Annotated in this window: 23 protein-coding genes, 1 tRNA gene and 1 rRNA gene; 15 read left to right on the plus strand and 10 right to left on the minus strand. The window is 65.3% G+C overall.

All coding sequences use genetic code 11. From position 1 onward, the window contains the following. Positions 1-63: 63 nt before the first annotated feature. From rrf to TV39_RS03365, 3 genes are all read left to right on the plus strand, one after another. A 5S ribosomal RNA gene (gene rrf, locus TV39_RS03355) occupies positions 64-180 on the plus strand. Between the two features lie 242 nt (positions 181-422). Further along, positions 423-914: a hypothetical protein gene (locus TV39_RS03360; RefSeq protein ID WP_043479038.1), complete on the plus strand. Its 492-nt coding sequence runs from the start codon at positions 423-425 to the stop codon at positions 912-914. A 10-nt stretch (positions 915-924) separates the two neighbouring features. Next, complete coding sequence (locus tag TV39_RS03365) at positions 925-1446, plus strand: GNAT family N-acetyltransferase (RefSeq protein WP_200890940.1); 522 nt, start codon at positions 925-927, stop codon at positions 1444-1446. Positions 1447-1465: 19 nt separating this feature from the next. Here TV39_RS03365 and TV39_RS03370 read toward each other — a convergent pair whose 3' ends face one another. Then, positions 1466-2494: a LacI family DNA-binding transcriptional regulator gene (locus TV39_RS03370; RefSeq protein WP_043478382.1), complete on the minus strand. Its 1029-nt coding sequence runs from the start codon at positions 2492-2494 to the stop codon at positions 1466-1468. A gap of 46 nt (positions 2495-2540) precedes the next feature. Further along, positions 2541-4277 carry a glycoside hydrolase family 13 protein gene (locus TV39_RS03375; RefSeq protein WP_235347261.1) on the minus strand — a complete coding sequence of 579 codons (1737 nt, stop codon included), beginning with the start codon at positions 4275-4277 and terminating at the stop codon, positions 2541-2543. A 302-nt stretch (positions 4278-4579) separates the two neighbouring features. Here TV39_RS03375 and TV39_RS03380 point away from each other — a divergent pair, with 302 nt between their 5' ends. The 5 genes from TV39_RS03380 (at position 4580) to TV39_RS03400 (ending at position 12131) form a co-directional block, all read left to right on the plus strand. After that, positions 4580-5878, plus strand: coding sequence for a sugar ABC transporter substrate-binding protein (locus TV39_RS03380; protein ID WP_043478384.1), 1299 nt, complete (start codon positions 4580-4582; stop codon positions 5876-5878). A 197-nt stretch (positions 5879-6075) separates the two neighbouring features. Further along, complete coding sequence (locus TV39_RS03385) at positions 6076-7749, plus strand: ABC transporter permease subunit (protein ID WP_043478387.1); 1674 nt, start codon at positions 6076-6078, stop codon at positions 7747-7749. Then, positions 7746-8735 (plus strand): sugar ABC transporter permease, encoded by a 990-nt coding sequence (locus tag TV39_RS03390; RefSeq protein WP_144406298.1) that lies wholly within the window; start codon positions 7746-7748, stop codon positions 8733-8735. Before TV39_RS03385 ends, TV39_RS03390 begins: the two co-directional genes overlap by 4 nt. A 2-nt stretch (positions 8736-8737) precedes the next feature. Continuing rightward, on the plus strand, positions 8738-10726 hold the full coding sequence (locus tag TV39_RS03395; protein WP_043478390.1) for a glycoside hydrolase family 13 protein: 1989 nt from the start codon (positions 8738-8740) through the stop codon (positions 10724-10726). 34 nt (positions 10727-10760) lie between these two features. Beyond that, entirely contained in the window at positions 10761-12131 is a 1371-nt protein-coding gene (locus tag TV39_RS03400; protein WP_043478393.1) for an FAD-binding oxidoreductase, read from the plus strand. On the opposite strand, the gene TV39_RS03405 is transcribed toward TV39_RS03400, so the two are convergent. The 4 genes from TV39_RS03405 to TV39_RS03420 all read right to left on the minus strand — a co-directional run bounded on the left by TV39_RS03405 (position 12132) and on the right by TV39_RS03420 (position 17313). Further along, positions 12132-13547, minus strand: a complete 1416-nt coding sequence (locus TV39_RS03405) for a DUF4032 domain-containing protein (RefSeq protein ID WP_043478396.1) — start codon at positions 13545-13547, stop codon at positions 12132-12134. Positions 13548-13663: 116 nt separating this feature from the next. Beyond that, complete coding sequence (locus TV39_RS03410) at positions 13664-14746, minus strand: ABC transporter ATP-binding protein (protein WP_043429380.1); 1083 nt, start codon at positions 14744-14746, stop codon at positions 13664-13666. Between the two features lie 256 nt (positions 14747-15002). Next, positions 15003-15821, minus strand: coding sequence for a trehalose-phosphatase (gene otsB / locus TV39_RS03415; RefSeq protein WP_043478399.1), 819 nt, complete (start codon positions 15819-15821; stop codon positions 15003-15005). Next, entirely contained in the window at positions 15811-17313 is a 1503-nt protein-coding gene (locus tag TV39_RS03420; RefSeq protein WP_043478402.1) for an alpha,alpha-trehalose-phosphate synthase (UDP-forming), read from the minus strand. The genes otsB and TV39_RS03420 overlap by 11 nt, the downstream gene beginning before the upstream one ends. 180 nt (positions 17314-17493) lie before the next feature. Between TV39_RS03420 and TV39_RS03425 the strand changes: the two genes are divergently transcribed. The 3 genes from TV39_RS03425 (at position 17494) to TV39_RS03435 (ending at position 19191) form a co-directional block, all read left to right on the plus strand. Further along, entirely contained in the window at positions 17494-18384 is an 891-nt protein-coding gene (locus TV39_RS03425) for a DsbA family protein (RefSeq protein ID WP_043478405.1), read from the plus strand. Between the two features lie 158 nt (positions 18385-18542). After that, a tRNA-Thr gene (locus tag TV39_RS03430) sits at positions 18543-18619 on the plus strand. Between the two features lie 101 nt (positions 18620-18720). Then, complete coding sequence (locus TV39_RS03435; protein ID WP_043478408.1) at positions 18721-19191, plus strand: GyrI-like domain-containing protein; 471 nt, start codon at positions 18721-18723, stop codon at positions 19189-19191. 48 nt (positions 19192-19239) lie between these two features. Here TV39_RS03435 and TV39_RS03440 read toward each other — a convergent pair whose 3' ends face one another. Further along, positions 19240-19590, minus strand: a complete 351-nt coding sequence (locus TV39_RS03440; protein WP_043478411.1) for a hypothetical protein — start codon at positions 19588-19590, stop codon at positions 19240-19242. Positions 19591-19750: 160 nt separating this feature from the next. Between TV39_RS03440 and TV39_RS03445 the strand changes: the two genes are divergently transcribed. The 3 genes from TV39_RS03445 to TV39_RS03455 all read left to right on the plus strand — a co-directional run bounded on the left by TV39_RS03445 (position 19751) and on the right by TV39_RS03455 (position 21287). Further along, a complete protein-coding gene (locus TV39_RS03445) occupies positions 19751-19972 on the plus strand; it encodes a hypothetical protein (protein ID WP_043478413.1) in 222 nt (73 codons plus the stop codon). Between the two features lie 156 nt (positions 19973-20128). Beyond that, positions 20129-20431, plus strand: coding sequence for a DUF4193 domain-containing protein (locus TV39_RS03450; protein ID WP_011690622.1), 303 nt, complete (start codon positions 20129-20131; stop codon positions 20429-20431). Positions 20432-20744: 313 nt separating this feature from the next. Then, positions 20745-21287: an AMIN-like domain-containing (lipo)protein gene (locus tag TV39_RS03455; RefSeq protein ID WP_043478415.1), complete on the plus strand. Its 543-nt coding sequence runs from the start codon at positions 20745-20747 to the stop codon at positions 21285-21287. A 25-nt stretch (positions 21288-21312) separates the two neighbouring features. Here the strand turns inward: TV39_RS03455 and TV39_RS03460 are convergent, their stop codons facing one another. Genes TV39_RS03460 through TV39_RS03470 form a run of 3 tightly spaced genes read right to left on the minus strand, consistent with a single transcriptional unit; the run spans position 21313 to position 24974 of the window. After that, a complete protein-coding gene (locus TV39_RS03460) occupies positions 21313-22887 on the minus strand; it encodes an APC family permease (protein ID WP_043478417.1) in 1575 nt (524 codons plus the stop codon). A gap of 30 nt (positions 22888-22917) precedes the next feature. Further along, positions 22918-23943 (minus strand): agmatine deiminase family protein, encoded by a 1026-nt coding sequence (locus TV39_RS03465; protein WP_043478419.1) that lies wholly within the window; start codon positions 23941-23943, stop codon positions 22918-22920. Further along, entirely contained in the window at positions 23940-24974 is a 1035-nt protein-coding gene (locus TV39_RS03470; protein ID WP_043478421.1) for a nitrilase-related carbon-nitrogen hydrolase, read from the minus strand. The genes TV39_RS03465 and TV39_RS03470 overlap by 4 nt, the downstream gene beginning before the upstream one ends. Positions 24975-25166: 192 nt before the next feature. On the opposite strand from TV39_RS03470, the gene TV39_RS03475 reads away from it, so the two are divergent. Beyond that, a complete protein-coding gene (locus TV39_RS03475) occupies positions 25167-25646 on the plus strand; it encodes a Dps family protein (protein WP_043478424.1) in 480 nt (159 codons plus the stop codon). The last annotated feature ends 90 nt before the right edge of the window (positions 25647-25736 follow it).

A 25736-nucleotide genomic window follows, 5' to 3' on the forward strand; every position in this document is an offset into this window, starting at 1 on the left:
AGGCAGAGCATGTTGTAACCACCAGATTTCCCGACCCCTAACCAGGGGTTGTGGAGCAAGGGTTACGGCGGTCATAGCGTGGGGGAAACGCCCGGTCCCATTCCGAACCCGGAAGCTAAGACCCACAGCGCCGATGGTACTGCACCCGGGAGGGTGTGGGAGAGTAGGTCACCGCCGGAACACCATTCAGGTCGAGAGCCCCAACCACACGGTTGGGGCTCTCCCACTTTAACCACCCACGCCACACCAGCACCCTCTCCCACCTAAGGCCCCCTTCCCGGGCAGCCCTCTCTCACCCCCGCGGCCCTGGCCCGGGAAACCCGGCCCGGCCACCGCCGTCGAACCCCACCACAACCGAGAGGACGTCCGCGGCCGGAATGAGCCGTTTGGGGCCTCCTCGCGTCCGGGTAAAGTTGGTGAGCATGGATAACCTCTTCAGCCACGCGTCCCCTGCGGACGAAGCACCCGACCCCGGAGATGCCCTGGACGCCGTGGTGCACACCGTGGTGGTGCCCGGACCGGTGTCCAAGGCTTTCATCGGATTCACCGAACACACCCACCTTTGGTGGCCACTTGAGGACCACAGCGTGTTCGGCGCCGGCTCGTACGTGGAGTTCGAAGAGAACTTGGTCCTGGAGACCGCTGATGACGGCCGCAGCGCGGTGTGGGGGACCATCGACGACTGGCAGCCTCCGCTGTCGTTCCATGCCAGCTGGCACCCGGGCACAACAGCGTTGTGGTCCACCGAACTCCGCGTTGCCTTTAGGGCAGTTGACGGCGGAACCGAGCTCCGCGTCGTTCATGACGGCTGGGAGGGCGCCGAAAACCCTGCCGTTACCCGTGCCGAATACGATGCCGACTGGCCCGACGTCCTGGCCCGTTTTGTCCGGTTCATGGGTGGTGCCGTTGGCTAGGGTCCGGCGGATGGCTGAGGGGGAGTGGGCTGCCCTGCGCACCGTGAGGCTTGAGATGCTGGCCGATACTCCAACGGCCTACGTTGAGTCCCTGGCGTCTGCCCAAGCGCAGACGGAGGGCCAATGGCGGAGCCGGGCGGCCGCAATGACCGCTCCGGGCAGCGCGACGTTCGTCGCTGAGCGTGGTTCCACGGCCGACTCCTTTTGCGGCCTGATGCGCGTGGTGGTGAAGCACCCCCAGCAGCCTAACCGGCCACGCCAGGCCATGCTCATCAGCGTTTATGTAGCTAGCCCCTATCGGGGCAGCGGCCTCGCAGACGAGCTGCTTGGTAAGTCGGTTGAGGCTGCAGCGGGTGAGCTGGGCGCCGGTCTGCTGCAACTGGGAGTCCACGAAGACAATGCCCGCGCGCTTGCTTTCTACGAACGCCACGGCTTCCGGGACACGGGGCGCCGGGAAGCCTATGCGCTCGATCCCGGCAAGAAAGAGATCATTATGGAGCGGGAGCTGTCACCGGAAGCGCCGGCCACCTAGAGGGGCAGGCACGGAGACGCTAACGCTGCACGGTGTCTTCCGGTGGCACGGACGTACTGGACCTGACCACAAGGTTGGTTGGGAACTCCGTATCGGTTGCGCCGCCGTCGGCTGCGTCCTCGAGCCCTGCCAGCAGGAGCCGGACCGCCAGTGCACCCTGGCCGCGGGGATCCTGGTCGAAGGTGGTCAGGCCGAAGACTTCTCCAAGTTCATGGCCGTCGATGCCGATGACGGACAGGTCGTAGGGGATCCGCAGGCCGAAGTCCCGTGCAGCGAGAATGGTTCCGATGGCCATCTCGTCGGAAGCCGCGAACACCGCGGTGGGGCGTTCAGAGGCGCCGCCGAGCAGCTGCCTGGCACTCGCGTACGCCCCTTGTATGGTGAAGTCGGCGGAGACCTGCCATTCCGGGCGGACCTGCACCCCGGCAGCTGCCATGGCTTTCTCGAAGCCGCCTTGACGCGTCCCAGGGAGCCGGAAATCCTGCTGGTAGGAGGCGTCGCCGGTCATATGGGCGATCCGGGTGTGTCCCAGCCTGATCAGGTGGTTGGTTGCGGCTTCGGCGATGCCGGGGTCGTCAATCCTGATAGTGGAGGCGCCGGGCAGCGGGCCGCCGATTCCCACGATAGGCCGGTGGATGGCAAGCAGCTGCTGTATTTCGGCTTCACTGAGTTCGAGTGATACCGCGATGACCGCGTCCACGCGTTTCCGCAGAAGAAAGTCGTTCAACACGCTGTGCCGGCGGTCGGGCCCTTCACTGACGTTGTACAGGGTCAGGTCGTACCCGGCATCGAGCAGTGTGGCCGATACCCCTTCCACCACCGAGGAGAAAAACCAGCGGTGGACGGAAGGGACAACCACGCCAACATTATGGTTCCGGCCTGAAGCCAGGCTGGAGGCGTGGTACGACAGGACAAAGCCAAGCTCGGCTGCCGCAGCCTGCGCACGTTCGCGGCTGCGGGCAGACACATTGCCTTTGCCGCTGAGCGCCCGTGACACAGTGGCGATGGAAAGGCCCGCACGCTCAGCTACGTCCTTGATGCCGGGCATATTCAGTTCTCCGTGTTCTTACCTGCGAATTTAACCTGCAGCCCGATCACCCAACAGGAAGGTTCAACCAGACCGTCTCACCTGAGCCTAGCTGATGACCGCCTTCGTGCGTTTCGGCTGACCCGGAGGAGCTGCGGAGCAGCACCTGGCCTGGCGGAAGTTCCAGGGACTCATGCCCCACATTCATGACCACGAGGGTGGTGCCGTTGAGGTACGCCAGGGATGTATCCGTGCACCAGCTCTCCAGCCACGCCAACGAACCCCGGCCAAGGTCCAGTTCCCTGCGCATCGCCAACATCCGGCGGTAGAGGTTCAAGTGCGACGTCGGCTGTCCAGCCTGCGCATCACGCGCCAGTTCGCTGAAGCTCTCCGGCTGGGGCAGCCAGGGATCCGCTCCGGACCCGAAACCGGCGTGCAGCTCGGCGGCTCGCCAGGGAAGGGGCACCCGGCAGCCGTCCCTGCCCAGCCGTTCTCCGCCAGTGCGTGCGAATGTGGGGTCCTGGCGCTGGCTGTCAGGGATATCGATCCCGTCGGGAAGGCCCAGCTCCTCACCCTGGTAGAGGTACGCCCCGCCGGGAAGCCCCAGCATGAACATGGAGGCTGCTGCGGCCCGGGTCCTGCCCAAGGCAAAGTCGGGTTGCCGGTCAAAGGCGCCGATCCCGTCGCCGTCGCGCGGTGCGGGGCCGTCATAGCCAAAGCGGGTGGCGTGGCGGACGACGTCGTGGTTGGAGAGTACCCAGGTGCTTGGCGCACCAACGGCGTCCAGCGCCAGCAGTGAGTCCGTGATCACGCCGCGCAGGCGGTGAACATTCAGGCCCGCGTGGAGGTAGGGGAAATTGAACGCCTGGTGCATTTCGTCCGGGCGCACCCACTCGGCCAGGCGGGGCAACGGATCCACATTCGCTTCGGCGCACAGGATACGGTCCTGACCGTACTCCGCCAGGATGCGTCGCCACGCCCGGTAGATATCGTGCAGCGCGGGCTGGCCGAACATGGGTGCATCGTGGCCCGGGTAGCCGTCGCAGCTGTTGCCGTCGGCCCGGCCACCCCACTCCGGCAGCCCGGGGGCTTTGACCAGGGCGTGGGCCACGTCCACGCGGAAACCGGAGACCCCACGGTCCAGCCAGAAGCGAAGCACCCGCTCGAATTCGTCGTGGACTGCCTGGTTGTCCCAGTTGAAGTCTGGCTGGGAGGTATCAAAAAGGTGGAGATACCACTGCCCGGGCCGGCCGTCCGGCTCCGTGATGCGTGTCCATGCGGGCCCGCCAAAGTGGGACTGCCAGTTGTTGGGAGGCTCTTCGCCGAAGGCTCCGCGCCCGTGCCGGAAGATGAACATGTCACGCTCCGGACTACCGGCGGGGGCTGCGAGGGCAGCCTGGAAGGCGGCATGCTGGTCCGAGCAGTGATTGGGTACAAGGTCCACGATCACCCGCAGGTCCAGGAGCGTCGCTTCCGCCATCATGGCGTCGAAGTCGGCCATGGTGCCGAAGAGCGGGTCCACGTCGCAGTAATCGCTGACGTCGTATCCGGCATCCTTCTGGGGCGAACGGTAGAACGGCGACAGCCAGACGGCATCCACACCCAGCCGGGCCAGCTGGGGAAGCTCTGCGGTTATCCCGGCAAGATCGCCGATTCCGTCCCCGTTCAGGTCCCGGAAGGACCGCGGATAGACCTGATAGATGACGGCGGACCGCCACCACCCGGAAGCTTCATCGGCAGGGTGGACCAGGGTCAGCGGTCCTGCCGCAACGGCGGGGGCTTTGGGCATTGAGTCAACGGACATGCCGGTAATCGTAGAACGGAACACCGCCAAATTGAAAACGCTTCCAATTGTGACGTGCGACTCATTGCTGCCAGTTGGACTTTGACCCCGCCCTTGAATGCAGCCATTTGCAGGCGATGATCTCCGGAGCCGCCCCGTCCTTAGTTTTGCGCCGCAGGCTACCGCCGAGTAGGGTGGCTTTCCAGCATGGGTCATTCCGTGTAGTTTGGAAGCGCTTGCAGCTGTGAGCCACATCACCGACGATGCCACAGGGCCCTAGGGGCCGACGCGTGGATGCAGGATTTTTTATGAAAGGGACACCAATGAAGGTGCAGAACACCCTCACGAGCGGGACCAGCCGCCGCGTCTTTACGGCGGGCGCGCTCTCCGTCGTGGCAGCCCTGGCGCTCAGCGCCTGCGGCGGCGCATCGGCCACCGCACCGGCCACCGCCACCGCCAAGCCGGACCTGAAGTCCGCCGGCGCAGGCACCATCACCATGTGGGTCGACGCCGAACGGTCACCGGCCCTCAAGGACATCACCGCCAAGTTCCAGGCCGATACGGGTATTGAGGTCAAACTTGTCGTCAAGGATTTCGCGGCCGTCCGCGATGACTTCATTACCCAGGTGCCCACAGGCAAGGGCCCGGACCTGATCGTTGGACCGCACGACTGGGTCGGTAAGTTCGTCCAGAACGGCGTCATTGCTCCGATCGAACTCGGCGACAAGTCCTCGGCCTTCCAGGATTCCTCCATCAAGGCCATGACCTTCAACGGCTCCGTCTATGGTGTCCCGTACGCCATCGAAAACATCGCCCTGCTGCGCAACACCGACATTGTGGCCGAGAGCGCGGCAACGCTGGATGAAGTGGTGGCCAACGGCAAGAAGGCAGTTGCGGACGGCAAAGCGAAGTTCCCGTTCCTGGTGGGCATGGATCCTAAGCAGGGCGACCCGTACCACCTCTACCCGCTGCAGGCCTCCATGGGTTCGCAGGTCTTCGGCCAGGCTGCCGACGGCGGCTACGATCCCAAACAGCTCCTCATCGGTGACGCCGCCGGCGTCGAGTTCGCCAAGAAGCTCGTGGCATGGGGCGATGCCGGTGAAAAGATCATCAACTCCAACATCACCGGTGACATTGCCAAGGAGAAGTTCCTGGCCGGCGAATCCCCGTACTTCCTGACGGGCCCCTGGAATGTTCCGGACGTGCAGAAGAAGGGCATCAAGTTTGCCGTGGACGCCCTGCCGACCGCCGGTGACAAGCCTGCCCAGCCGTTTATCGGCGTCAACGGCTTCTTCATCAGCGCCAAGAGCGCCAACGCCCTTGCCACCAACGAGTTCGTGACAAACTACCTCACCTCGGAAGCGGCGCAGGATTCCATGTACAAGGCGGGCGGCCGTCCGCCGGCGCTGAAGGCCTCCTTCGATAAGGCTGCCAGCGACCCGGTGGTGGAGGCGTTCGGCAAGATCGGTGCCACCGGCGTGCCCATGCCCGCCATTCCGGAAATGAGCGCGGTCTGGGCCGACTGGGGAGCCACTGAACTCGCCTTGATCAAGGGCCAGGGCGATCCCGCTGCCGAATGGGCCAAGATGGCTGCCAGCATCAAGGCGAAGATCGCCGGCTGACGCCTTCCGCCGGCTGACGCCTTCCGCCGGCTAGCGCCTTCAGCCGGCTAAGCCTTCCGCCGGTTCCCTCGCGCCGGCACGGGCCGGGCAGCTTCACCGCCGCCCGGCCCGTTGCCGCAGCGCCCCTCCCGCAGCGCCGCTCCTGCAGCGTCCTGCACTTTCCACGGCCCCGCTTCTTCCAAGGACCATAGACAGCCATGCCCAAAACAGACCTTTTCCAGGACGCCCCGCCGCCCCCGTCGTCGGGAGCCGGGCCTACGCCGGGAGCCGCGACATCACCGGGCGGCACTACCTCAGGCCGCAGGCCGGGGGCGCCTCACCGCAGCTCCCGCCAGGATTCCGTCAAGGGGACGGTGGCCAAGATCGTGCTCCTGGGCCTCGTTGACGCCCTGGCCGTCTATGTCCTGATGATGCTCTTCCTGAGCCAGTCCTGGGGTGCCCTGGCTGTCTCGTCCGCCGTCGTACTGGCTATTAACTGGATCTACCTCCGCAAGGGGGGATTGCCCGCAAAATACCTGGCGCCGGGCGTACTGTTCCTGCTCGTGTTCCAGGTCTTCGTGGTGCTCTTCAGCGGCTACATCGCCTTCACCAACTACGGCGACGGGCACAACAGCACCAAGGACGACGCAATCTCGGCCATCCAGTTGACCGCCCAGAAGCGTGTCCCGGACTCACCCGCCTACAAGGCCGCCGTCCTCACCAAGGGCAACGACTTCTACCTGCTGTTCACCGATCCCGACGGCAAGGCCTCGATCGGCAGCACCGGTGCGCCGCTGAAGGAAGTGCCCGACGCCGGCACGGACTCCACCGGTAAGGCCAACTCCGTTGATGGCTACCGGACGCTGAACTTCCAGGAAATCGTCGCCAACCAGCAGTCGATCCTGGCCATCACCGTACCCGTCTCGGACGACCCCGCTGACGGCACCCTGCGCACGGCAGACGGCAGCAGCGCCTACGAGTTCAAGCCGGCGCTGACCTATGACGCGGCGGCCGACACCTTCACCAACACCGACACCGGCGCCGTTTACCGCGACAACGGCAAGGGAGCCTTCGCGGACGGCAACGGCCAGACCCTCACCACGGGCTGGAAGATCGACGTCGGCATGGATAACTTCGCCCGCGCCTTCACCGATCCGAGCCTGCGCGGTCCGCTGCTGGGTGTCATCCTCTGGACCTTCACGTTTGCCGTCGCCTCAGTTGCGCTGACCTTCGCGCTAGGCCTGTTCCTGGCCATTACGTTCAACCGCGAGGACCTGCGCGGCAAGAAGGTGTACCGGATCCTGATGATCCTGCCCTACGCCTTCCCCGCATTCCTGTCGGGCCTCGTCTGGTCCGGAATCCTCAACCCGCAGTTCGGCTGGCTCAACCAGACCCTGCTGGGCGGTGCCACCATCGGCTGGCTCACGGACCCGGTCCTGGCCAAGATCAGCGTGCTGGTGGTCAACCTGTGGCTGGGCTTCCCGTACATGTTCCTGGTCTGCACCGGCGCCCTGCAGTCGCTGCCCACCGAACTCGACGAGGCTGCCCGGATGGACGGCGCCGGCCCATGGCGTGTCTTCCGCTCCATCAAACTTCCCCTGCTGCTGGTCTCGATCGCCCCGCTGCTGATCTCCTCCTTTGCCTTCAACTTCAACAACTTCAACGTGATCTTCATGCTCACCGGCGGCGGCCCGCGCTTTGCGGACACCGACCGGGACATCGGGGCCACGGACATCCTGATCACGCTCGTCTACAAAGTGGCGTTCGGGCAAGGGACGGGGCGTGACTACGGCCTCGCCAGCGCCCTGGCCATCATTATCTTCATCATCGTGGCCACCGTTTCGGCCATCAGCTTCAAGCAGACCAAAGCACTCGAGGACGTGAACTCATGAACGGGTCAACGGCACGCACCGGTACGACGGCGGCCCCCGCCGCAGGTTCACCCGCCACAGGTCCTGCCACCGCAGGCACCGTCACCGCAGCCGGCACCGACGTCCACCAGCTGAAGCAGCTGCGGCGGCGCACGTTCGGCGCCTGGTTCAAGGACAAGGGCTGGCGGCACCTGGTGGGAATAGCAGTGACCGTCTTCGCGATCTTCCCGCTTCTCTATGTGCTGTCCGCGGCGTTCAATTCCACCGGCACCCTCGTGGGCTCGAATGCACTCTTCAGCAAGCTGGACTTCGGCAACTTCACCGCCTTGTTCAACGACCCGTCCCGGCCTTTCGGCCGCTGGTTCGTGAACACCATGGTGGTGGGCGTGGTGACCTCCGCCGCAACAGTGTTCCTGGGTGCCATGGCCGCCTACGCATTTTCCCGCATGCGGTTCAAAGGGCGACGGATCGGGCTGCTGAGCCTTCTGCTGCTCCAGATGTTCCCGCAGCTGCTGGCCGTTGTGGCCATCTTCCTGCTGCTCAGCGGGATCTCCGAGGTCATTCCGGCCCTTGGGCTGGGCAGCCAGCTCGGCCTGATCATGGTGTACCTTGGCGGCGCCCTCGGGGTGAACACCTACCTCATGTACGGCTTCTTCAACACCGTGCCGCAGTCCCTGGACGAGGCGGCCAAAATTGACGGCGCCAGCCACGTGCAGATTTTCTTCGGCATCATCCTGCGCCTGGTCACGCCGATCCTCGCAGTAGTGGGGCTGCTCGCCTTCATCGGCATCTCCAGCGAATTCGTGATCGCCAGCGTGGTGCTGACCGACCCGGACAGCCAGACGCTCGCCGTCGGGCTCTACTCCTTCGTGGCCCAGCAGCGCTCGGAGAACTGGGGCGTCTTCGCGGCCGGTGCCGTGCTCGCTGCCGTCCCTGTGATGGCACTGTTCCTGTTCCTCCAGCGCTACATCGTCAGCGGCCTCACCCAGGGCTCGGTCAAAGGCTGAGCATGGCGGCTTTCCTCCCGCGCTGCCCCCTCCCGCACCACGACGGTTCACCGCTGCATGCGGCCCGGGGCGCCGGACTTGGCGATACTGCCCGCCTCCGCGTGCGGATACCCGCGGCGTGGGGGCGTGCCGCCCGGGTCTGGGTGCGGTCGGTCCAGGACGGTGAACCGCGGTACGACGCCGCCCGCAGCCTGGGGGACCTGGACGGCTGGGCATGGTGGGAGGCGGACATGACCGTCGCCAATCCCGTGGCCCGGTACCGCTTCCTGCTGGAAGTCCCGGACGAACACGACGGCGGCGAACGCGACGGCGGCATGTCCGGCAGTGGAAAAGCCGGGAGCACCCCGGGGTACTGGAGCCTCAACGCCCAGGGGCTGTTCCGCCGCGACGTCTCCGACTACGGGGATTTCCGGCTGACCACGTTCCCTGCCGCGCCGCAGTGGATGCGCAGGGGAACGATGTACCAGGTGTTTCCGGACCGCTTCGCGCGCTCGGCCGGCGCCGATTCGCATCCCGTGCCGGACTGGGCCATCCCGTCCGGCTGGGACCACACGCCCGTCGAGGGGACCGGAGCGGCCACGCCGTTCCAGTTCTACGGCGGCGACCTCACCGGGGTGGCCGAAAAACTGGACCATATCCAGGGCCTCGGCGCGGACGTCATCTACCTGACACCCTTCTTTCCGGCACGTTCCAACCATCGTTACGACGCCTCCACTTTCGACGAAGTGGATCCGCTGCTCGGCGGAAACGACGCGCTCGTGAAGTTAGTGGAAGCGGCCCATGCCCGCGGGATCAAAGTTATGGGCGACCTCACGGCCAACCATTCCGGCGACGCCCACGAGTGGTTCCGGCAGGCGCTGGCCGATCCGGTATCCGCCGAGGCCGGTTACTACTACTTCAACGCGGGGCACACGGAGTATGAAGCCTGGTACGGCGTTGCCTCCCTGCCCAAGTTCAACTGGTCTTCTGACAGGCTGAGGGACAAGTTCGTCCTGGACGATGACTCGCCGGTGGCGCGCTGGCTCAGGCCCCCGTTTAACCTGGACGGCTGGCGGATCGACGTCGGCAACATGACCGGACGGCTGGGCGCCACGGACCTCAACCGGGAGGTGGCCCGCCTGATCGCGGACCGGGTCCGGGGCATCAACCCCGACGCTGCGTTGCTGGCCGAAGCCACCAACGATGCCGCGCCGGACTTTACCGGCGAACACTGGCACGGCGCCATGACCTACGCCAACTTCACCCGCCCGCTGTGGTCCTGGCTGGCAGGGGACGCCGCGCACGTCAATTTCTTCGGCACCCCGCTGGCCGGCCCCAACCGGATGGGCGCAGAGGATTTCCTTGCCACCCACCTGGACCTGGCAGCGGCGTTCAGTTGGGATCTCCGCCTTCAGAACATGAACGCGCTGAACAGCCACGACACGGCCCGTGCAGCCACGGTGATGATCCCCGGGGGGCAGCTGCTCGGGGCAGTCATGATGTTCACCATTCCCGGTGTTCCGGTGGTCTTCGCGGGAGACGAGTTCGGCCTGAAGGGGTACAACGGCGAAGACTCCAGGACGCCGATGCCGTGGAACAACCCCGCCCGGATCGAGGCGGACCTTCGTGCCGGCTATTCGGCGCTGGCGGCCCTGCGGCGGAATCAGCCGGCGCTCACCGGGGGCGGAATCCGCTGGCTGCACGCCGACGGCGACGCGCTCGCCTATATCCGCGAGACAGCGGAGAGCGCGGTCCTTGTGTTCGTGGCCCGCGCAGCCGCCCGGGCCGATCTCGCGGCTGGCGCGCTGTCTCCGGCCCAGTTCGCCGTCCTCGGCGCAGATCCTGCCTTCTGCACCGGCCACGTCCGAACGGATGCGGGTGCCCGGAGCGCCGGCATCCGGATCAGTGCGGATGAAGCCGCGGCCGCGGTCTGGGTGCTTCCCGGGACCCGGACACCGGACTCCTCAGCTGCTCCGGACATAACTGCAGGGACGCAAGGTCCTGCCGTCTAGACTGGAGGCCGGATTCGACGGACCTGGAGGCCGCATGAGCAACATTGTGGACGAGCTCAAAACCATCCTGGAGCCCGGCAAGCTGGCCGTGGACGACATGACCTTGGCGACCTACGCCGTGGACCAGGCCCCGGTGCTCGACTACCAGCTGCCGCTGGCCGTGGTCAGGGCCGAAACCGTAGCGGACGTCCAGGCCGTGGTCAGTGCCTGCGCCAAACACAGTGTGCCCATTGTTGCGCGCGGCGCCGGTACCGGTGTGTCCGGCGGCGCCCACGCCAGCCAGGGGTGCATCGTGCTGAGCCTTGAACGGATGAACCGCATCCTTGACCTGAACCCGGATGACGAGACCGCCGTCGTCGAACCCGGCGTTATCAATGCCGACCTCAACGACGCCGCAGCGGTCCACGGGCTGATGTACGCGCCGGACCCCGCAAGCTTCCGCATATCCACCATCGGCGGCAATGTGGCCACTAACGCCGGCGGCCTGCGCTGCGCCAAGTACGGCGTTACCCGCGATTCGGTCCTGGCTCTCGACGTGGTGCTGGCCGACGGTTCCCTGATCCACACGGGGCACCAGACGTTCAAAGGCGTTGCCGGCTATGACCTGACCGGCCTGTTCGTCGGCTCGGAGGGAACACTTGGAATCGTGGTGGGGGCGACCGTGCGGCTGAAGTACCTGCCCCGCGAAGTGCACACCATCGCCGCCTTCTACCCGGACTTCCGCAGCGCCGCGGCGGGGGTCCTTGCCGTGGGGAAGGCCCGCGTGCAGCCCGCCATCATGGAACTGCTCGACGGCGGTTCGCTGCATCAGCTCGACGAGATCCATGGCTCGGACCTCAGCTCCCGGGGAGCGTCGCTCCTGCTGATCCAGACGGACGGCTTCGGGGCAGCCGCGGAGGCTGAGGTGGTCCGCGAGGTCCTTGCCGCCGGCGGAGCCACGGTGACCACCGAGGACACCGCCGAAGCCGAGCGGCTGGTGGACCTGCGGCGCAACAGCCGCGGCGTTGAAGTGGACGACGAATACCGGGTGGGGGAGGACGTGGCCGTGCCGCGCTCGCGGCTGGTGGACTACGTCGGCGAACTCGAAGCCATGGCTGTGGCCCACGGCGTGCAGCTCAAGGTCGTGGCCCACGCCGGCGACGGCAACCTGCACCCCACCTTCTGGGTGGACCGCGTGGACAACCAGGTGGACGCCGATGCGATGCAACGCCTGGGCGAGGCCCTGGACCGGTCCATCACGGTGGCCCTGGCGATGGGCGGGACCATCACGGGCGAGCACGGGATCGGCCAGTACAAGCTGCGGTGGCTGGGTCTGGAACAGCCTGAGCCTGTCCGGGAGCTGCAGCGCCGGATCAAGCACCTCTTTGATCCGGCCGGCATCCTGAATCCCGGAAAAGCGATTTAGCTAGTCGTCGGAGTCAGGGTACTCGTCGATGTCTTCGTCGCCGTACCGGGACTGCTCGGTTTCCACTTCGAGGATCTTGAGCAGTTCCGTATCGGGGTTGAGCATGATTGCTGCCTCGTCGCGGCGGTGCCGGAGGATGGAATCGATGTAGGACTGCACGGCCTCAGCCAGCGGAATGTGCCGTTCCTGCTTCTCGGACATATACCAGCGGTGTTCCAGCACTTCGTGGACAGCTTCCGCCGGCTCGAGCTTGCCTGAGAGGTCGCGCGGAATCGAACGGACAATAGGCTCGAAGATTTGGCTAACCCACAGGTGGGCGCTGTATTCCTCATCCATCTTCGGGTTGTTGTCCGCCCGGAACGAGTCCATGTCGTTGAGCAGGCGGCGGGCCTGGTTCTCCTGGGCGTCCAGTCCGGTCAGCCGCAGCAGCCGGCGCTGGTGGTGGCCCGCGTCCACCACCTTGGGCTGGAGCTGGATGGTGGAACCGTTCTGGGTGGTCTTGATCGCGTATTCCTCAACGTCAAACCCCAGCTCGTTGAGCTTCCGGATCCGGGCGGCCACACGCCAGCGTTCGCCGATTTCGAAGGATTCCTTCTCGGTGAGCTCGGTCCACAGCCGGCGGTAGCTGCCCATGATGAGTTCACTGGTGGCCACCGGGTCCACCTTTTCTTCGATCAGGCCGCCGTCCAGCAGGTCCATCAGCTCACCGGCGATGTTGACCCGGGCGATCTCGAGATCGTACTCGCGCTGGCCGGTGGAGAGGTCCGGGTACAGCTCGCCGGTCTCGGCGTCCACCAGGTAGGCGGCGAAGGCGCCGGCGTCGCGGCGGAAGAGGGTGTTGGAGAGCGAGACGTCGCCCCAGTAGAAGCCGATGAGGTGCAGCCGCACCATCAGCAGCGCCTGGGCGTCGATCAGGCGGGTGAGGGTGTCCTTGCGCAGCATCTGGGAAAAGAGTGCCCGGTAGGGCATGGAGAACTTCAGGTGCCGGGTTACCAGCACCGGATTCAGCGGCCTGCCGTCCGGGGTGGTGCGGCCGGTGATGACGGCCACCGGCTCGACGCACGGCACGTCCAGGCGCGCCAGCTTGCGGAGCATGTGGTACTCGTGGCGGGCCACGTGTTCGGAGGTTTCCTTGATGGCGATCACGGAGCCGCCCAGGTGGGCGAAGCGCACGATGTGCCGGGAGATACCGCGGGGGAGGGCCGCGAGGTACTCCGCCGGCCAGTCCTCCAGAGCGATGTGCCACGGCAGGTCCAGGAGTTCGGGATCAGCCGACGCCGCGGTGATGCTCAGGTTGCTGGAGACGCTGGAATTCTTGTCGTCGTTGGCGCTGGCCGCTTCAAACCGAGGCAGTTTGCCGATCTGGCCGTAGTCGGTGGGTTCGTCGTGCCATTGGGCGTTGCTTTCCTCGGTCATGTGCCAATTCTTCCGTACGTAGGGGCAGGCCGCCTAAACAAAGTCAGGAAACCGCGCTTAAATCACGACGGCGGCCCGTCCAGTGAGGAGGGGCCGCCGTCGGTCAGTGCTGAGGGCTAGTCGCCGAGGCGCAGGCCCGTCTTGGTGTCGAACAGGTGCACGTGTCCGGACTGCGGGCGAACGTAGATGGACTCACCCTTCATCGGGGGGCGGCGGCCGTCGACGCGTGCCACGATGTCGTGGCTCTTACCGTCCAGTGTGGTGTGGCCGTAGACGTAGGCGTCGGCGCCGAGTTCTTCGACGACGTCAACCTCAACCTGGAGGCCTTCGCCTGCGGCGACCTGCTCCAGGTCCTCCGGGCGGGAACCCAGGGTGACGGTGCGGCCGTGTGCCTCTTCGAGGACGTCGCGGGGAACCGGGTACACCGTTCCGCCGAACTGGACGCCGCCGTCGACAACGGGGAGTTCCAGAAGGTTCATGGCCGGGGAGCCGATGAAGCCGGCGACGAAGACGTTCTTGGGCTTGTCGTAGAGGTTGCGCGGGGTGTCGACCTGCATCAGCAGGCCGTCCTTCAGCACAGCCACGCGGTCACCCATGGTCATGGCCTCGACCTGGTCGTGGGTCACGTAGACGGTGGTGACGCCCAGGCGGCGGGTCAGGGACGCAATCTGCGTACGGGTCTGGACGCGGAGCTTGGCGTCGAGGTTTGAGAGCGGCTCGTCCATGAGGAAGACCTGCGGGTTACGGACGATGGCGCGGCCCATGGCAACACGCTGGCGCTGACCGCCGGAGAGTGCCTTCGGCTTGCGGTCCAGGTACGGCTCGAGGTCAAGAAGCTTGGCTGCTTCGCGGACACGCTCGGCGCGCTCTTCCTTGCTGACGCCGGCGATCTTCAGTGCGAAGCCCATGTTGTCCGCCACGGTCATGTGCGGGTACAGGGCGTAGTTCTGGAAGACCATCGCGATGTCGCGGTCCTTCGGCGGAACATCGGTGACGTCGCGGTCGCCAATGAGGATGCGGCCTGCGTTGACGTCCTCAAGGCCTGCGAGCATGCGCAGGGAGGTGGACTTGCCACAGCCGGAGGGTCCAACGAGGACCAGGAATTCGCCATCGGCGATGTCGATGTTGAGCTTGTCGACGGCGGGCTTATCGGTGCCCGGGTACAGACGTGTTGCGTTATCAAAAGTAACTGTTGCCACAGTTATCAATCCCTTCACCGGCAGGTACGTGCCGGACGATCCGTTGTGAATGGTTCATGTTTATTCAGTTGTCCACGGTTTTCCAGCCGTGTACTCCCCGGCCGAAGCCGAGGAGTATCGCGTGACGCCGCACGGTGTCTGTGCGCCACATCACAAACAGAGTATGTCAGATTTTATGCATTTGGGTGCAAATGTTACGGGCGTCACATGTGAGATTCGTAACCCGGGGCCGGCCGGCCCCCGGATTTACGCGGATTTACGGGGCTTCCCCAACAGCAAGGGTTCGTTCCCGGAGCAGCGTTTCCAGCAGTTCGGCTATGTGTACGGGGGCCTCGACGCGGAACTGAGCCTGGGTGAAGTCCAGCCCCACTTTTACGCCCACGTCGCCCGGATACAGCCGCCCCAGGGCGTCTTCGTCGGTGGTGTCGTCGCCGGCGAACACGACCGCAGTGGCATCGGTCGCCTGGCGGAGGAACGCCATTCCTTCGCCCTTGGACGCGTGGACCACGGAGGTTTCCAGCACCCGGTTGCCGTTTTTCAGGTACACGTCCGGCCGGTCCTGCAGGGCCGCGCGGGCGGCGGCGACGGCGTCCTCGGCCACGTCGTCGGCGGCCAGGCGGGTGTGGAGCACCACGCCTGCCGGCTTGTCTTCCAGCAGGGTGCCCGGCGCCTGCTCCACGATTTCCTCCAGCGTGCGCCGGACGTCTGCCAGCAGGGTCAGCTGGTCGGGGTCAAGCGTCAGTTCCGACGAACCCGGCCCCAACCAGGCTTCGGCCCCGTGGCTGCCGATGAGCAGGGTTTCCGGGGGCGGCGAAGCGACCGCCCGGAGGCTGTCCAGGGCCCGGCCCGAGATGAGTGCCGTCGTCGTCCGCGGGAGGGCGGCCAGGGCGGCGAAGGCCGCGGCGGACCGGGGGAGGGGGCGGGCGTCAGCCGCGTGGTCAACCAGCGGGGAGATTGTGCCGTCAAAATCCATGGCCACCAGGAGATGCTCGGTGGCGGCAACCTTTTTGAGTGCCGCCAGGAGTTCCGGCTGAAGCGTGAGGGGGGCTTTGCCCTGGGCTGCATCAGGTGTCATCGCGGACCACTTTCTCTTTAAGCGCTGCAAGGAAGTCGGCTGACCAGTGGTCGACGTCGTGGTCCAGGATCTGCTTCCGCATGGACCGCATGCGGCGGGCTGCCTCGGCCGGTTGCATGTTGACCGCCCTCATGATGGTGTCCTTGAGGCCGTCGATATCGTGCGGGTTCATCAGCAGCGCCTGCTTGAGCTGGTCTGCCGCGCCGGCGAATTCGCTGAGGACCAGCGCGCCGTCGTTGTTGGTGCGGGCGGTCACGTATTCCTTGGCAACGAGGTTCATGCCGTCCCGCAGTGCGGTGACCAGCATGACGTCGGCGGCCAGATAGAGGGCCACCATTTCGTCGATGGGGTAGCTGTGGTGCAGGTACCGGACGGCGGTGTTCTGCATGGTGTCGTAGGTGCCGTTGATGTGGCCCACGGTGCCTTCCACCTCTTCGCGCAGGAGGCGATACTGCTCCACCCGCTCCCGGCTGGGGCTCGCCACCTGGATCAGTGCTGCGTCCACCACGGTGACCTTGCCGTCCGCCAGGAGCTCCTCGTAGGCCTTGAGCCGGTGCCGGATGCCCTTGGTGTAGTCGAGGCGGTCCACGCCCAGGAGGATGGTCTTGGGGTTGCCAAGGTCCCGCCGGATCTGGTGTGCGCGTTCGATGATTTCGGGCTTGCGGGCCAATTCGCTGATCTGCTTGACGTCGATGGAGATAGGGAACGCCTGCGCGCGGGCAATGTGGGTGGTTTGGCCGTCAGGGCCCTTGACGTGCACCTGCTGCTGCTTGACGCTGGCGCCCAGGAAACGCCGGGCGGAACGCATGAAGTTGCCGGCATCGCTGGGGCGCTGGAAGCCCACAAGGTCGGCGCCGAGGAGGCCGTCGATAATGGCCCGGCGCCACGGAAGTTGGGCGAAGATTTCCGGCGGAGGGAAGGGAATGTGGTTGAAGAAGCCGATTTTGAGGTCCGGCCGTGCTTCGCGGAGCATCTTGGGAACCAGCTGAAGCTGGTAGTCCTGTACCCAGACGGTGGCACCGTGATCGGCGTGGCGCACGACGGCGTCGGCGAACCGCCGGTTGACCTTCCGGTACGAATCCCACCAGGTCCGGTGGAATTCCGGCGGCGCGATGACGTCGTGGTAGAGCGGCCACAGGGTGGCGTTGGAAAAGCCCTCATAGAAAAGTTCGACGTCGTCCGTGCTCAGCTGCACCGGGACCAGGTCCATGCCGCCATGGCTGAAAGGCTTGACGGTTTCATCGGGGGCGCCGTGCCAGCCCACCCATGCGCCGTCGGTTTTGGTCATCATCGGGGCGAGGGCGGTCACCAGTCCGCCGGGCGACCGCCGCCAGCCGTCCTCGCAACCCCTGTCCTCCGGGGCGCAGCGGTCTACTGGAAGGCGGTTGGACACCACCATGAAGTCATACAGCGCGTCAGCCGCGTGGCCGCCGCCGCGCGCGGGCTTCCCTTCGGCGCTTGCTTCGGATTTTTCACGGTGCGTAGTCTGCATTGGTGCCCCTTGGGTAGCTAATGGCTCGAAGTCAACCCTAGTCCGCCGGAATCTTCCGGGCTATTCATCCGTTGGGCAGGCGGACAGAAACTTGAAAGCGCAAGCTCTCAGGTTTCTCCCCTAAACTGACAAAGTTGCCACTGACGTGGTCCGCACCTGGCCGATCGACCCGAGGAACTGATGAGCGCCGCAAACGAACCCCGCAAGTCCAAAGCAGAACGCACTGCCGAGGCCCGCGAGAAAGCCCGTGAGATCCGTGAGGCGCAGCTGAAGAAGGACAAGCGCAACAAGCTCCTTATCGGTTGGGGCATCGTAGTGGCCGTTGTTGCCATCCTCGCGATCGTTGCCCTGGTGGTCAGTTCCAACATCAGGAACAACGCTCCCGTGGCGGACGAAGGCCCCACCCCGGCCAACGGAAACATCCACGGCGGTGTGACGCTGCTGGCCAACTCCGAGGTAGTGAAGTCGGACCCCGCCACCGTCAATGTGAAGGACGTCCCGACCAAGCCGGAAACGGCGCCCGCCGAAGTAAAGGCTCCCGGCGCTGAGGCGGAAGCCGGCAAGCCCGTGAAGGTGGTCGTCTACATCGACTTCATCTGCCCCGTCTGCAAGCGGTTCGAAACGACCTACAACGAGCAGTTGACCAGCCTCCGCAACGAAGGCAAGATCTCGCTGGAGTACCGCCCGCTCGGCTTCCTGGACCAGCAGTCCACCACCAACTACTCCTCCCGCGCGGCCAACGCCGCCGCCTGCGTGGTCAACGAATCCCCGGAAAAGTACTCAGACTTCCTGAATACACTCTTCGACAAGCAGCCGGCGGAAGGCAGTGCGGGCCTGTCGGACAACGACCTGAAGAAGCTGGCCACGGATGTCGGCGCCAAGAGCATCGATTCCTGTGTGGAAGAGAAGAAATACCGGCCCTATGTCAAGGTGGCCACCCAGGAAGCTGCGGCCGTCGGCGTGACCGGCACTCCGACTGCTTTCGTGGACGGCAAGCAGTGGGGCAAGGGCGACTCCGCCAAAACTGACTTGATCCCGTTCATCCAGGCCGCTATCGACGCCAAGGGCTAGCAGCCGCCTGCCGTGTAGCATTCCAGCGGCCCGGTTCCGGAACCCTCCGGAACCGGGCCGCTGCCGTTTTTACCAGCGGGGCGTCCTTGGGCTAACCTTATCTAGCACTGCATCCAGCACCGCTGTTTGCGCCTGATCCGTCAGGCAGAAACAAGCACGCCTCCTTAGCTCAGTTGGCCAGAGCACCGCTCTTGTAAAGCGGGGGTCGTCGGTTCGAATCCGACAGGGGGCTCCACGAAGCACCGCGCCTGCCTGCCGGTGTGCCCGGCTATTCGCCTCCGGACTCCGGGCCGTTTGCCTCTGGGCTGGCGCGTCCGCAGGACGGAACGTTGGCTTATGAGCCAAGAGAAAGCCGGGATCCGGCTGGTCCAGCGTCCCGAACAGCCCACCGCCGTCGTCCGGGAAAAAGTGCCCATGAACGAGCTGCCGGACTTCTTTGGCCGCGCTTACGGCGCCGTTATGGCAGCGGCCCAAAACCAGGGCGTGCAGCTGACCGGGCCGCCTTTTGGCCGGTACCTGGGCATGCCCACGGACACCGTCGACGTCGAGGCGGGCTTTCCGGTGTCGGCGCCCATCACGGCGTCAGCGGGAGTGGAGGCCGGAACCCTGCCCGCGTGCCGGGCCTTCGAAGCCACCCACGTTGGTCCTTACGACTCGCTGGTCACCACGTACAACGACATCCAGGAGCGGATGAAGGAAGAGGGATTCAGCCCGTCCGATTCCATGTGGGAGTACTACTTAAGCGACCCTGCCACGGAGCCCGATCCGGCAACATGGCGGACCGTCGTTGTATGGCCGGTGGCATAGGTCCCGGGGCAGCCTCCCGGTTCCCCGGACTAGTCCTTCTTCCCCGGACTAGTTCTCCGCATCGATCTTTTCGAGCAGGTCCTTGGCGGCCTTGGCGATTTCATCGTGGTTGTGCTGGGCAGCCCGGCTTTCCAGGGACACAACAGCGCAACGGTGGACTTTCTTGAAATCCCCAAAAGGAAAACTCACGCTGCCCTTGGTTCCCTCTGATTCGTCAGGGTCCAGGCCGAGGTGCCACGCGGAGAATTCCGAAAAGCCGTGCTTGTCGATGAAGGCATTTTCCTGGTCCGTCGAAGGTGCGTGCTCGCTCCAGTCGTCCCGGGTGTCACGGACAACCTTCCCGTCCTTCACCAGGCTGCGGGCGTGCTCCAGCGACTTCTTGTTCAGTTTCGTGGCCATGCCATACCTCCGGAGGTCTCGGATGCGGTGTGCATCAAGGCTAAATCCACGGTGTGCAGGCCGCCAGGGGCCGCCGCGTCTAAAAAGCCGCGCCAAAAAAGTAACGCCGTGGAGACTGCGGCGAAACGTGCCCACAACATGGGACGCCTACTTTGGGCCTATGACTACACGCCTGCTCACCACAATAGCCTCATGGTTCGAGGCACGGCCCGCGCCTGCAGCTGCGTCACCCGCGGACCACGGCGCCTGGGAACAGGGCAACGACGCCATCGCCGACGTCACCAGGTGGGGCTGGCTGCCGGCGCTGAGCGGCGTGGCACTTGCCGGTGACCACGCGGCCAAGGCGCACCGGGAAACGGCTGCTGCTGCCAGCGAGGTGTAACCGCCGGGCTGCGGCCCAGGAAGCATGGTTTCCGCCTACGGGCGACGCAATGTGTCGGGTTGAACACACTTTTCTTCAACTACCGGCATAATGACCTAAACTGCTTCACTGAGGTGCCTGAAATGGCGCTGCGCAGCAACGAAAGCGAACCCCCAAATGGCTACCGATTACGACGCCCCACGCAAGACAGAAGAAGAGTCTCCGGCTGAATCCCTGGAGGCCCTTCAGGCGTCCCGCGGCGGCGGAGCCCAGACTGCCGTTATCGACGTTGACGAAAACGACACGGCTGAGGGAATCGACCTTCCCGGTGCGGATCTTTCCGGCGAAGAACTCACGGTCACCGTTGTTCCCGAGCAGTCCGATGAATTCACCTGTTCCTCCTGCTTCCTGGTCCGCCACCGGTCCCAGGTTGCGCGCGAAAAGAACGGCATGAAGTACTGCCGCGACTGCGAAGGCTAGGCAGCCGCCGGCGCACCCCACAAGTTCAGAAGCACGGCATCGCAAGGCGCCGGCGGCCCGCAGGGGCTGCCGGCGCCTCGCTGTGTCACCAGGAACTGAGCCCGGGGCCGCCGTCGTTACCACGCATCACGGAACCACGCGCAACGGGCGTCCAAACGGCCCCGGAACGCTTGGATTTTCGCCGCTGAATAGCCGTCCCGTAACCTCCCGGGCGGCACGCTAACAGTTGGGCGCCGAAGGCATTTCGGCCCTCGTATTCACTTCCCGGCGCTCCTACGCTTGAGATATCTCATCACTTCCAAGGGTGGCTGAAATGAAGAAATTCCAAGTGTGGCTGGCCGCGATCCTGATGGCGGCAGGATTGGGCCTGGTGGCGCCTGCCCCGGCGTCCGCCTCGTACTGCGGACTCGTGTGGGGATCGCTGTCGAAGTCCGAGGCGGCCATGAGCACCGCGAAGGTCATCAACGTGCGGACAGGGCAGCACTACTGCTTCGACCGCCTGGTGGTTGACCTCAACGGTCCGGTGGAAGGCTACACGGTGCGGTACGTCCCCACGGTGGTGCAGGACGGTTCGGGCCTGCCCATTCCCCTGAGGGGACGGGCATTCCTGCAGATCACGGTCAATGCTCCTGCCTATGACGACAGCGGAAACTCCACGTACAAGCCGGCCGACCCGAACGAACTGACCAACGTTGGCGGCTACCAAACCTTCCGCCAAGTGGCCTGGGCCGGGAGTTTCGAAGGATATTCGAGCATGGGCCTTGGCGTCCGCGGGCGCCTTCCGTTCCGGGTATTCAGCCTGGACGGACCCGGGACCGGATCCCGCCTGGTCATTGACGTGGCCCACTACTGGTGACCTGCTGGCGTAACCTGACCGGCCCTTACTCCGGAACCACCAGGGCGGGGGTGTCCTTGCGGATGGTTTCGCCGCGGAAGAACCCGGGGCTCAGCCTGGCCATAAGCAGCATGAATACGGCGCCCAGGGCGAGGATTCCGACGCCGAGGACGAACACCAGCCCCACGCCGAAGATCTCGGATCCGCTGCCGAACTCCGGCGCCAGGCTGTCCGCGGCCGTCTGCAGGAACACCACCAGCAGCCCCAGCCCGCCCAGCAGCGGGCAGAGGAGCCGCAGCACGAAATTGCGGACGCTGCTGAAGACGGTGTTGCGGAAGTACCAGGCGCACGCGAACGCCGTCAGCCCGTAGTAGAAGCAGATCATGAGTCCCAGGGCCAGGATGGTGTCGTTGAGGACGTTTTCGCTGACCACGTGCATCACCGCGTAGAACCCCGCGGAAAGGACACCCGCTGCGACCGTCGCGAAGCCCGGCGTCGCAAACTTCTTGCTCATGTGGCTAAAGGGCTTCGGCAGGGCGCCGTAGTGTGCCATGGCCAAGAGGCTCCGGGACGGCGAGGTAAACGTGGACTGCAGCGAAGCCGCCGAGCTGGACAGAACCGCCAGCGACATCAGGATGGCGAACGGGCCCATGACGGGGGACGCCAGCGCGGTGAAGATGTTTGCGTGGTTCTCTTCGTTGTTCAGCCCGACGCCCTCGGTGCCTACGCCGGCGAACATCATGGTGGCGATGGTGACCAGGAGGTAGATACCCAGGACCACAACTGCGGTCAGGGTGCCGGCAATGCCCGCGGTCTTCTTGCCGTTGGCCGTTTCCTCGTTTACGGTCAGGCAGACATCCCAGCCCCAGTACACAAAGATGGACAGCGAAATTCCGGCGGCGATCTGGCCGAACGTTTCAATCTTCGTGACGTCGAACCATTCCCAGCTGAACGGGATGGAGGTTTCCGAGGAAGACCAGTTGGCGAAGGCCATCGCCACGAACAGTCCGAGCACCAGCAGCTGGAAACCCACCAGGCCGTACTGCACAACCTTGGTGGTGTGCAGGCCGCGGTAGCTGACCCAGACAGCCAGCGCCACAAACACGATGCAGGTGGCGACATTCAGGACCTTGTTGGCGGCCAGGTCCGCCAACTCCGGCACACCCGTGAGCTGGGCGAGGAACAGATAGAAGAAGTCCACCGCCACTGCGGCCAGGTTGGACAGTACGATGATGTTCGCGGCGAGGAGTCCCCAGCCTCCCATCCATCCCACCCACGGGCCGAACGCCTTCGTGACCCAGGTGAAGGTGGTGCCGCTGTCCGGCGAATCGGCGTTGAGCTCCCGGTAGGCCAGTGACACCAGGATCATGGGAATGAAGCCGATGAGGAATATGACGGGCAACTGCAGCCCGGCTTCGTTAACGGTGGGGCCGAGGGCACTGGTGAGCGTATAGGCCGGTGCAATGGTGGAAATGCCGAGGACGACGACGGCGAGGAGGCCCAGCTGCCCGCCCTTCAGTCCTTTTCCGGTAATGCCGTGTTGCGTGCCGGGGGCGTCGGTACCTGTTAATGCCGGGCCGGCTGCGCCGGCCGGCGAGCTGTGGCGGATGGTTTGGGTCATGTCAGGCCCTTTCTGGGTGGTCAGTTCGGTCTAGGAGGCAGCGGGTTGCTGCTGGGTGATGCAGTGGATGCCGCCGCCCCTGGCGAACAGCTCGCGGGCGTCAATGCCCACAACCCGGCGGCCGGGGTAGGCGTCGGCGAGGATGCGGAGGGCCTTTTCGTCGTTGGGATCCCCGAAGGTGCAGGCAATCACGCCGCCGTTGACCACGAGGTGGTTGATGTAGCTGTAGTCCACGAAGCCCTCGCGGTCACTGAGCGCTTCGGGAGCGGGGACCTCGATGATGTTCCACTCGCGGCCGGCTGCGTCCCGGGTAGTGGACAGGAAACTGATGATTTCGCGGCTGACCTCAAAGTCGGGGTGTGCCGTGTCCTGCTGGGAGTGGACCAGCAGTGTGCCCGGGGACGGGATGGCGGCCACAATGTCCACGTGGCCGCGGGTGCCGAACCGCTCTGAATCCCTGGTCAGGCCGCGGGGAAGCCAGATGACATGGGTGGCGCCGAGGGTGCGGGCGAGCTCTGCTTCCACCTCGGCCTTGGACAGCCCGGGGTTGCGTCCCGGATCCAGCTGCACGGTCTCGGTCACCAGCACGGTTCCCTCGCCGTCCACCTGGATGCCGCCGCCTTCATTGACGAGGGCGGAGGCAATGTGCCGGGCGCCGGACCGGCCGGCTACTTCCGCTCCGATCAGCGAGTCCTTGTCCCAGCGGGCCCAGTCCTGCCCGCCCCAGCCGTTGAAGACCCAGTCGACGGCACCGAGGCGCCCGTCGCTGTCGAGGACAAAGGTGGGGCCAATGTCCCGCATCCAGGCGTCATTCAGGTCCGCGGTGAGCACCTCGACGGCGGGACGCAGGTAGCGCGCGGCGGTCTCGACGTCGTCGGGCGTCACCACCACGGTGACCGGCTCGAACTCCACCGCGGCATTGGCGACGGCGGCCCAGACGGTCCGCGCGGCATGCGCCTCTTCGGCGGTGTCGCCGAGGGTGTAGCCGCCGGTGGGGAACGCCATCCAGATGCGTTCCTGCGGCGCCGTCTCTGCGGGCATGCGCCAGTGGCTCACGCGGTCACCTCGTGGTAGATGTGTGCTTCGCCGCCGAGCGGTTGCCCGCGCCGCACGGGTTCGGTGAGCCGGGCGTAAGTGTCCGGACGGCGGGTGGCCAGGAACGGGAACAGCGTGAGCCAGTCCCTGCGCTGGTCCAGGTCCAGGTCGGCGACGAGGACGGCGGATTCGTCGCGGGGCGCCTGGGCCAGGATCCGGCCGTAGGGGTCCGAGATGAAGGAGGAGCCGTAGAAGTTCAGCGTGCCCTCGTTACCCCACCGGTTGGGCGCCACCATGAACAGGCCGTTCGCGATGCCGTTGCCCACGATCACCTGCTGCCAGAGCGGCTGGGTGTCGAAGCCGGGGTGGTCCGGTTCGGAGCCGATGGCAGTGGGGTAGACCAGGATTTCCGCCCCGCCGAGCGAGTACAGCCGCGCGAGTTCAGGGAACCATTCGTCCCAGCAGGTGGGCATCCCCAGCCTGGCGCCGCCGAGTTCGGCGGCGGAGTGGACCTCGTAGGCATCGTCCGAGGCCGGGCCTTGGCGGAAGAACTTGTCCTCGTAGTATCCGGCGGTCACCGGGATGTGGAGCTTATGTGTGCGGGCCAGCAGCTCACCCTCGGGGGACACCAGGATCGCAGTGTTCAACCCCAGGCCGTCGTCCGAACCGTCCGGGTTCTCGGCGCGCTGGTACAGCGATGCATGCACGGCAATGCCGCGCCGCCGTGCGGCCTCGGCGGCGAACCGGAACGTGGGGCCCGTCAGCAGGTCCTCGGCGAGGTCCGAGGGGCGTGGCCGGGCGGCCCAGGAACGGGAAGTGTCGTTTTCGGGAAGCGCATCAGCCGGGTAGCGGGACAGCGTGAGCTCCGGCAGGAAGACGACGGTGGCTCCCAGCCGGGCTGCGCGTGCGATGCCGTCCTCAAGTTCTGCGCGGAGGTCCGCGGGGTCGGCATGCCAGCGGTGCTGGACTACACCGATCCTCAGGGCAGGACGGTCAGAAGGCTGCGTCCGCGCCAGGGAAGCGGGCGGTTCAAGGCAGGTGATTTCAATCATGGTGAATACTCCAGTGAGACGGTCGTCACTAAATGAATGACGTTCATTTAGTATTCACGTGAAGGGGCCCTGTGGCAAGGAAAAAATGAAGAATAATCATTTTGTTAAGCCGCCCGCGAGATTCGGTGGCGCCGTTGTGGCGGCTGGGATAGTTTCGGATTACCCGAGAAACCGCTGACACCAGGAGGATCAATGAAGGCATCACCGACGCTGACGAATAATCTGCAGGCTGTGCTCGCGGACCTGATTGAACTGCACATCCAGGGCAAGCAGGCCCACTGGAACATCGTGGGAACGAACTTCCGCGACCTCCACCTGCAGCTGGATGAAATCATCGATGCCGCCCGGAACTTCGCCGATGACATGGCGGAGCGCATGCGGGCACTCCACGCCCTGCCGGACGGCCGCAGTTCCACCGTCGCGGAGACCACCAGCCTTGCGCAGTTCCCGCAGGGGCTGATCAACACCAAGGATGCAGTCGACCGCATCGTCGCGGCGCTCGAAGCTGCTGTAGGCACCATGCGCAAGGTCCACGATGAAGTTGATGAGGAAGATCCCACGACGGCGGACCTTTTGCATGAGTTCATCTCCAAGCTCGAGCAGTATGCCTGGATGGTGGGCGCGGAGAACATGAAGGCCTCGGCCAGTGTGACCACTCCCGACAGCAAGTAAGCCCGGCAGTACAGCAGGCAGGTATGACGAAAGCCCGGCGCCGGATGATTCCGGTGCCGGGCTTTCTGTTGCACTACGGAGCGCTGGACG

It is taken from the genome of Arthrobacter sp. SPG23 (assembly GCF_000876655.1).
Lineage (GTDB): Bacteria > Actinomycetota > Actinomycetes > Actinomycetales > Micrococcaceae > Arthrobacter.

Bases quoted from the DNA above. Each gene is read 5' to 3' on its own strand.
- TV39_RS03360 (WP_043479038.1), top strand. From the start codon at position 423: ATGGATAACCTCTTCAGCCACGCGTCCCCTGCGGACGAAGCACCCGAC.
- TV39_RS03365 (WP_200890940.1), top strand. From the start codon at position 925: ATGGCTGAGGGGGAGTGGGCTGCCCTGCGCACCGTGAGGCTTGAGATG.
- TV39_RS03370 (WP_043478382.1), bottom strand. From the start codon at position 2,494: ATGCCCGGCATCAAGGACGTAGCTGAGCGTGCGGGCCTTTCCATCGCC.
- TV39_RS03375 (WP_235347261.1), bottom strand. From the start codon at position 4,277: ATGTCCGTTGACTCAATGCCCAAAGCCCCCGCCGTTGCGGCAGGACCG.
- TV39_RS03380 (WP_043478384.1), top strand. From the start codon at position 4,580: ATGAAGGTGCAGAACACCCTCACGAGCGGGACCAGCCGCCGCGTCTTT.
- TV39_RS03385 (WP_043478387.1), top strand. From the start codon at position 6,076: ATGCCCAAAACAGACCTTTTCCAGGACGCCCCGCCGCCCCCGTCGTCG.
- TV39_RS03390 (WP_144406298.1), top strand. From the start codon at position 7,746: ATGAACGGGTCAACGGCACGCACCGGTACGACGGCGGCCCCCGCCGCA.
- TV39_RS03395 (WP_043478390.1), top strand. From the start codon at position 8,738: ATGGCGGCTTTCCTCCCGCGCTGCCCCCTCCCGCACCACGACGGTTCA.
- TV39_RS03400 (WP_043478393.1), top strand. From the start codon at position 10,761: ATGAGCAACATTGTGGACGAGCTCAAAACCATCCTGGAGCCCGGCAAG.
- TV39_RS03405 (WP_043478396.1), bottom strand. From the start codon at position 13,547: ATGACCGAGGAAAGCAACGCCCAATGGCACGACGAACCCACCGACTAC.
- otsB (WP_043478399.1), bottom strand. From the start codon at position 15,821: ATGACACCTGATGCAGCCCAGGGCAAAGCCCCCCTCACGCTTCAGCCG.
- TV39_RS03420 (WP_043478402.1), bottom strand. From the start codon at position 17,313: ATGCAGACTACGCACCGTGAAAAATCCGAAGCAAGCGCCGAAGGGAAG.
- TV39_RS03425 (WP_043478405.1), top strand. From the start codon at position 17,494: ATGAGCGCCGCAAACGAACCCCGCAAGTCCAAAGCAGAACGCACTGCC.
- TV39_RS03435 (WP_043478408.1), top strand. From the start codon at position 18,721: ATGAGCCAAGAGAAAGCCGGGATCCGGCTGGTCCAGCGTCCCGAACAG.
- TV39_RS03440 (WP_043478411.1), bottom strand. From the start codon at position 19,590: ATGGCCACGAAACTGAACAAGAAGTCGCTGGAGCACGCCCGCAGCCTG.
- TV39_RS03445 (WP_043478413.1), top strand. From the start codon at position 19,751: ATGACTACACGCCTGCTCACCACAATAGCCTCATGGTTCGAGGCACGG.
- TV39_RS03450 (WP_011690622.1), top strand. From the start codon at position 20,129: ATGGCTACCGATTACGACGCCCCACGCAAGACAGAAGAAGAGTCTCCG.
- TV39_RS03455 (WP_043478415.1), top strand. From the start codon at position 20,745: ATGAAGAAATTCCAAGTGTGGCTGGCCGCGATCCTGATGGCGGCAGGA.
- TV39_RS03460 (WP_043478417.1), bottom strand. From the start codon at position 22,887: ATGACCCAAACCATCCGCCACAGCTCGCCGGCCGGCGCAGCCGGCCCG.
- TV39_RS03470 (WP_043478421.1), bottom strand. From the start codon at position 24,974: ATGATTGAAATCACCTGCCTTGAACCGCCCGCTTCCCTGGCGCGGACG.
- TV39_RS03475 (WP_043478424.1), top strand. From the start codon at position 25,167: ATGAAGGCATCACCGACGCTGACGAATAATCTGCAGGCTGTGCTCGCG.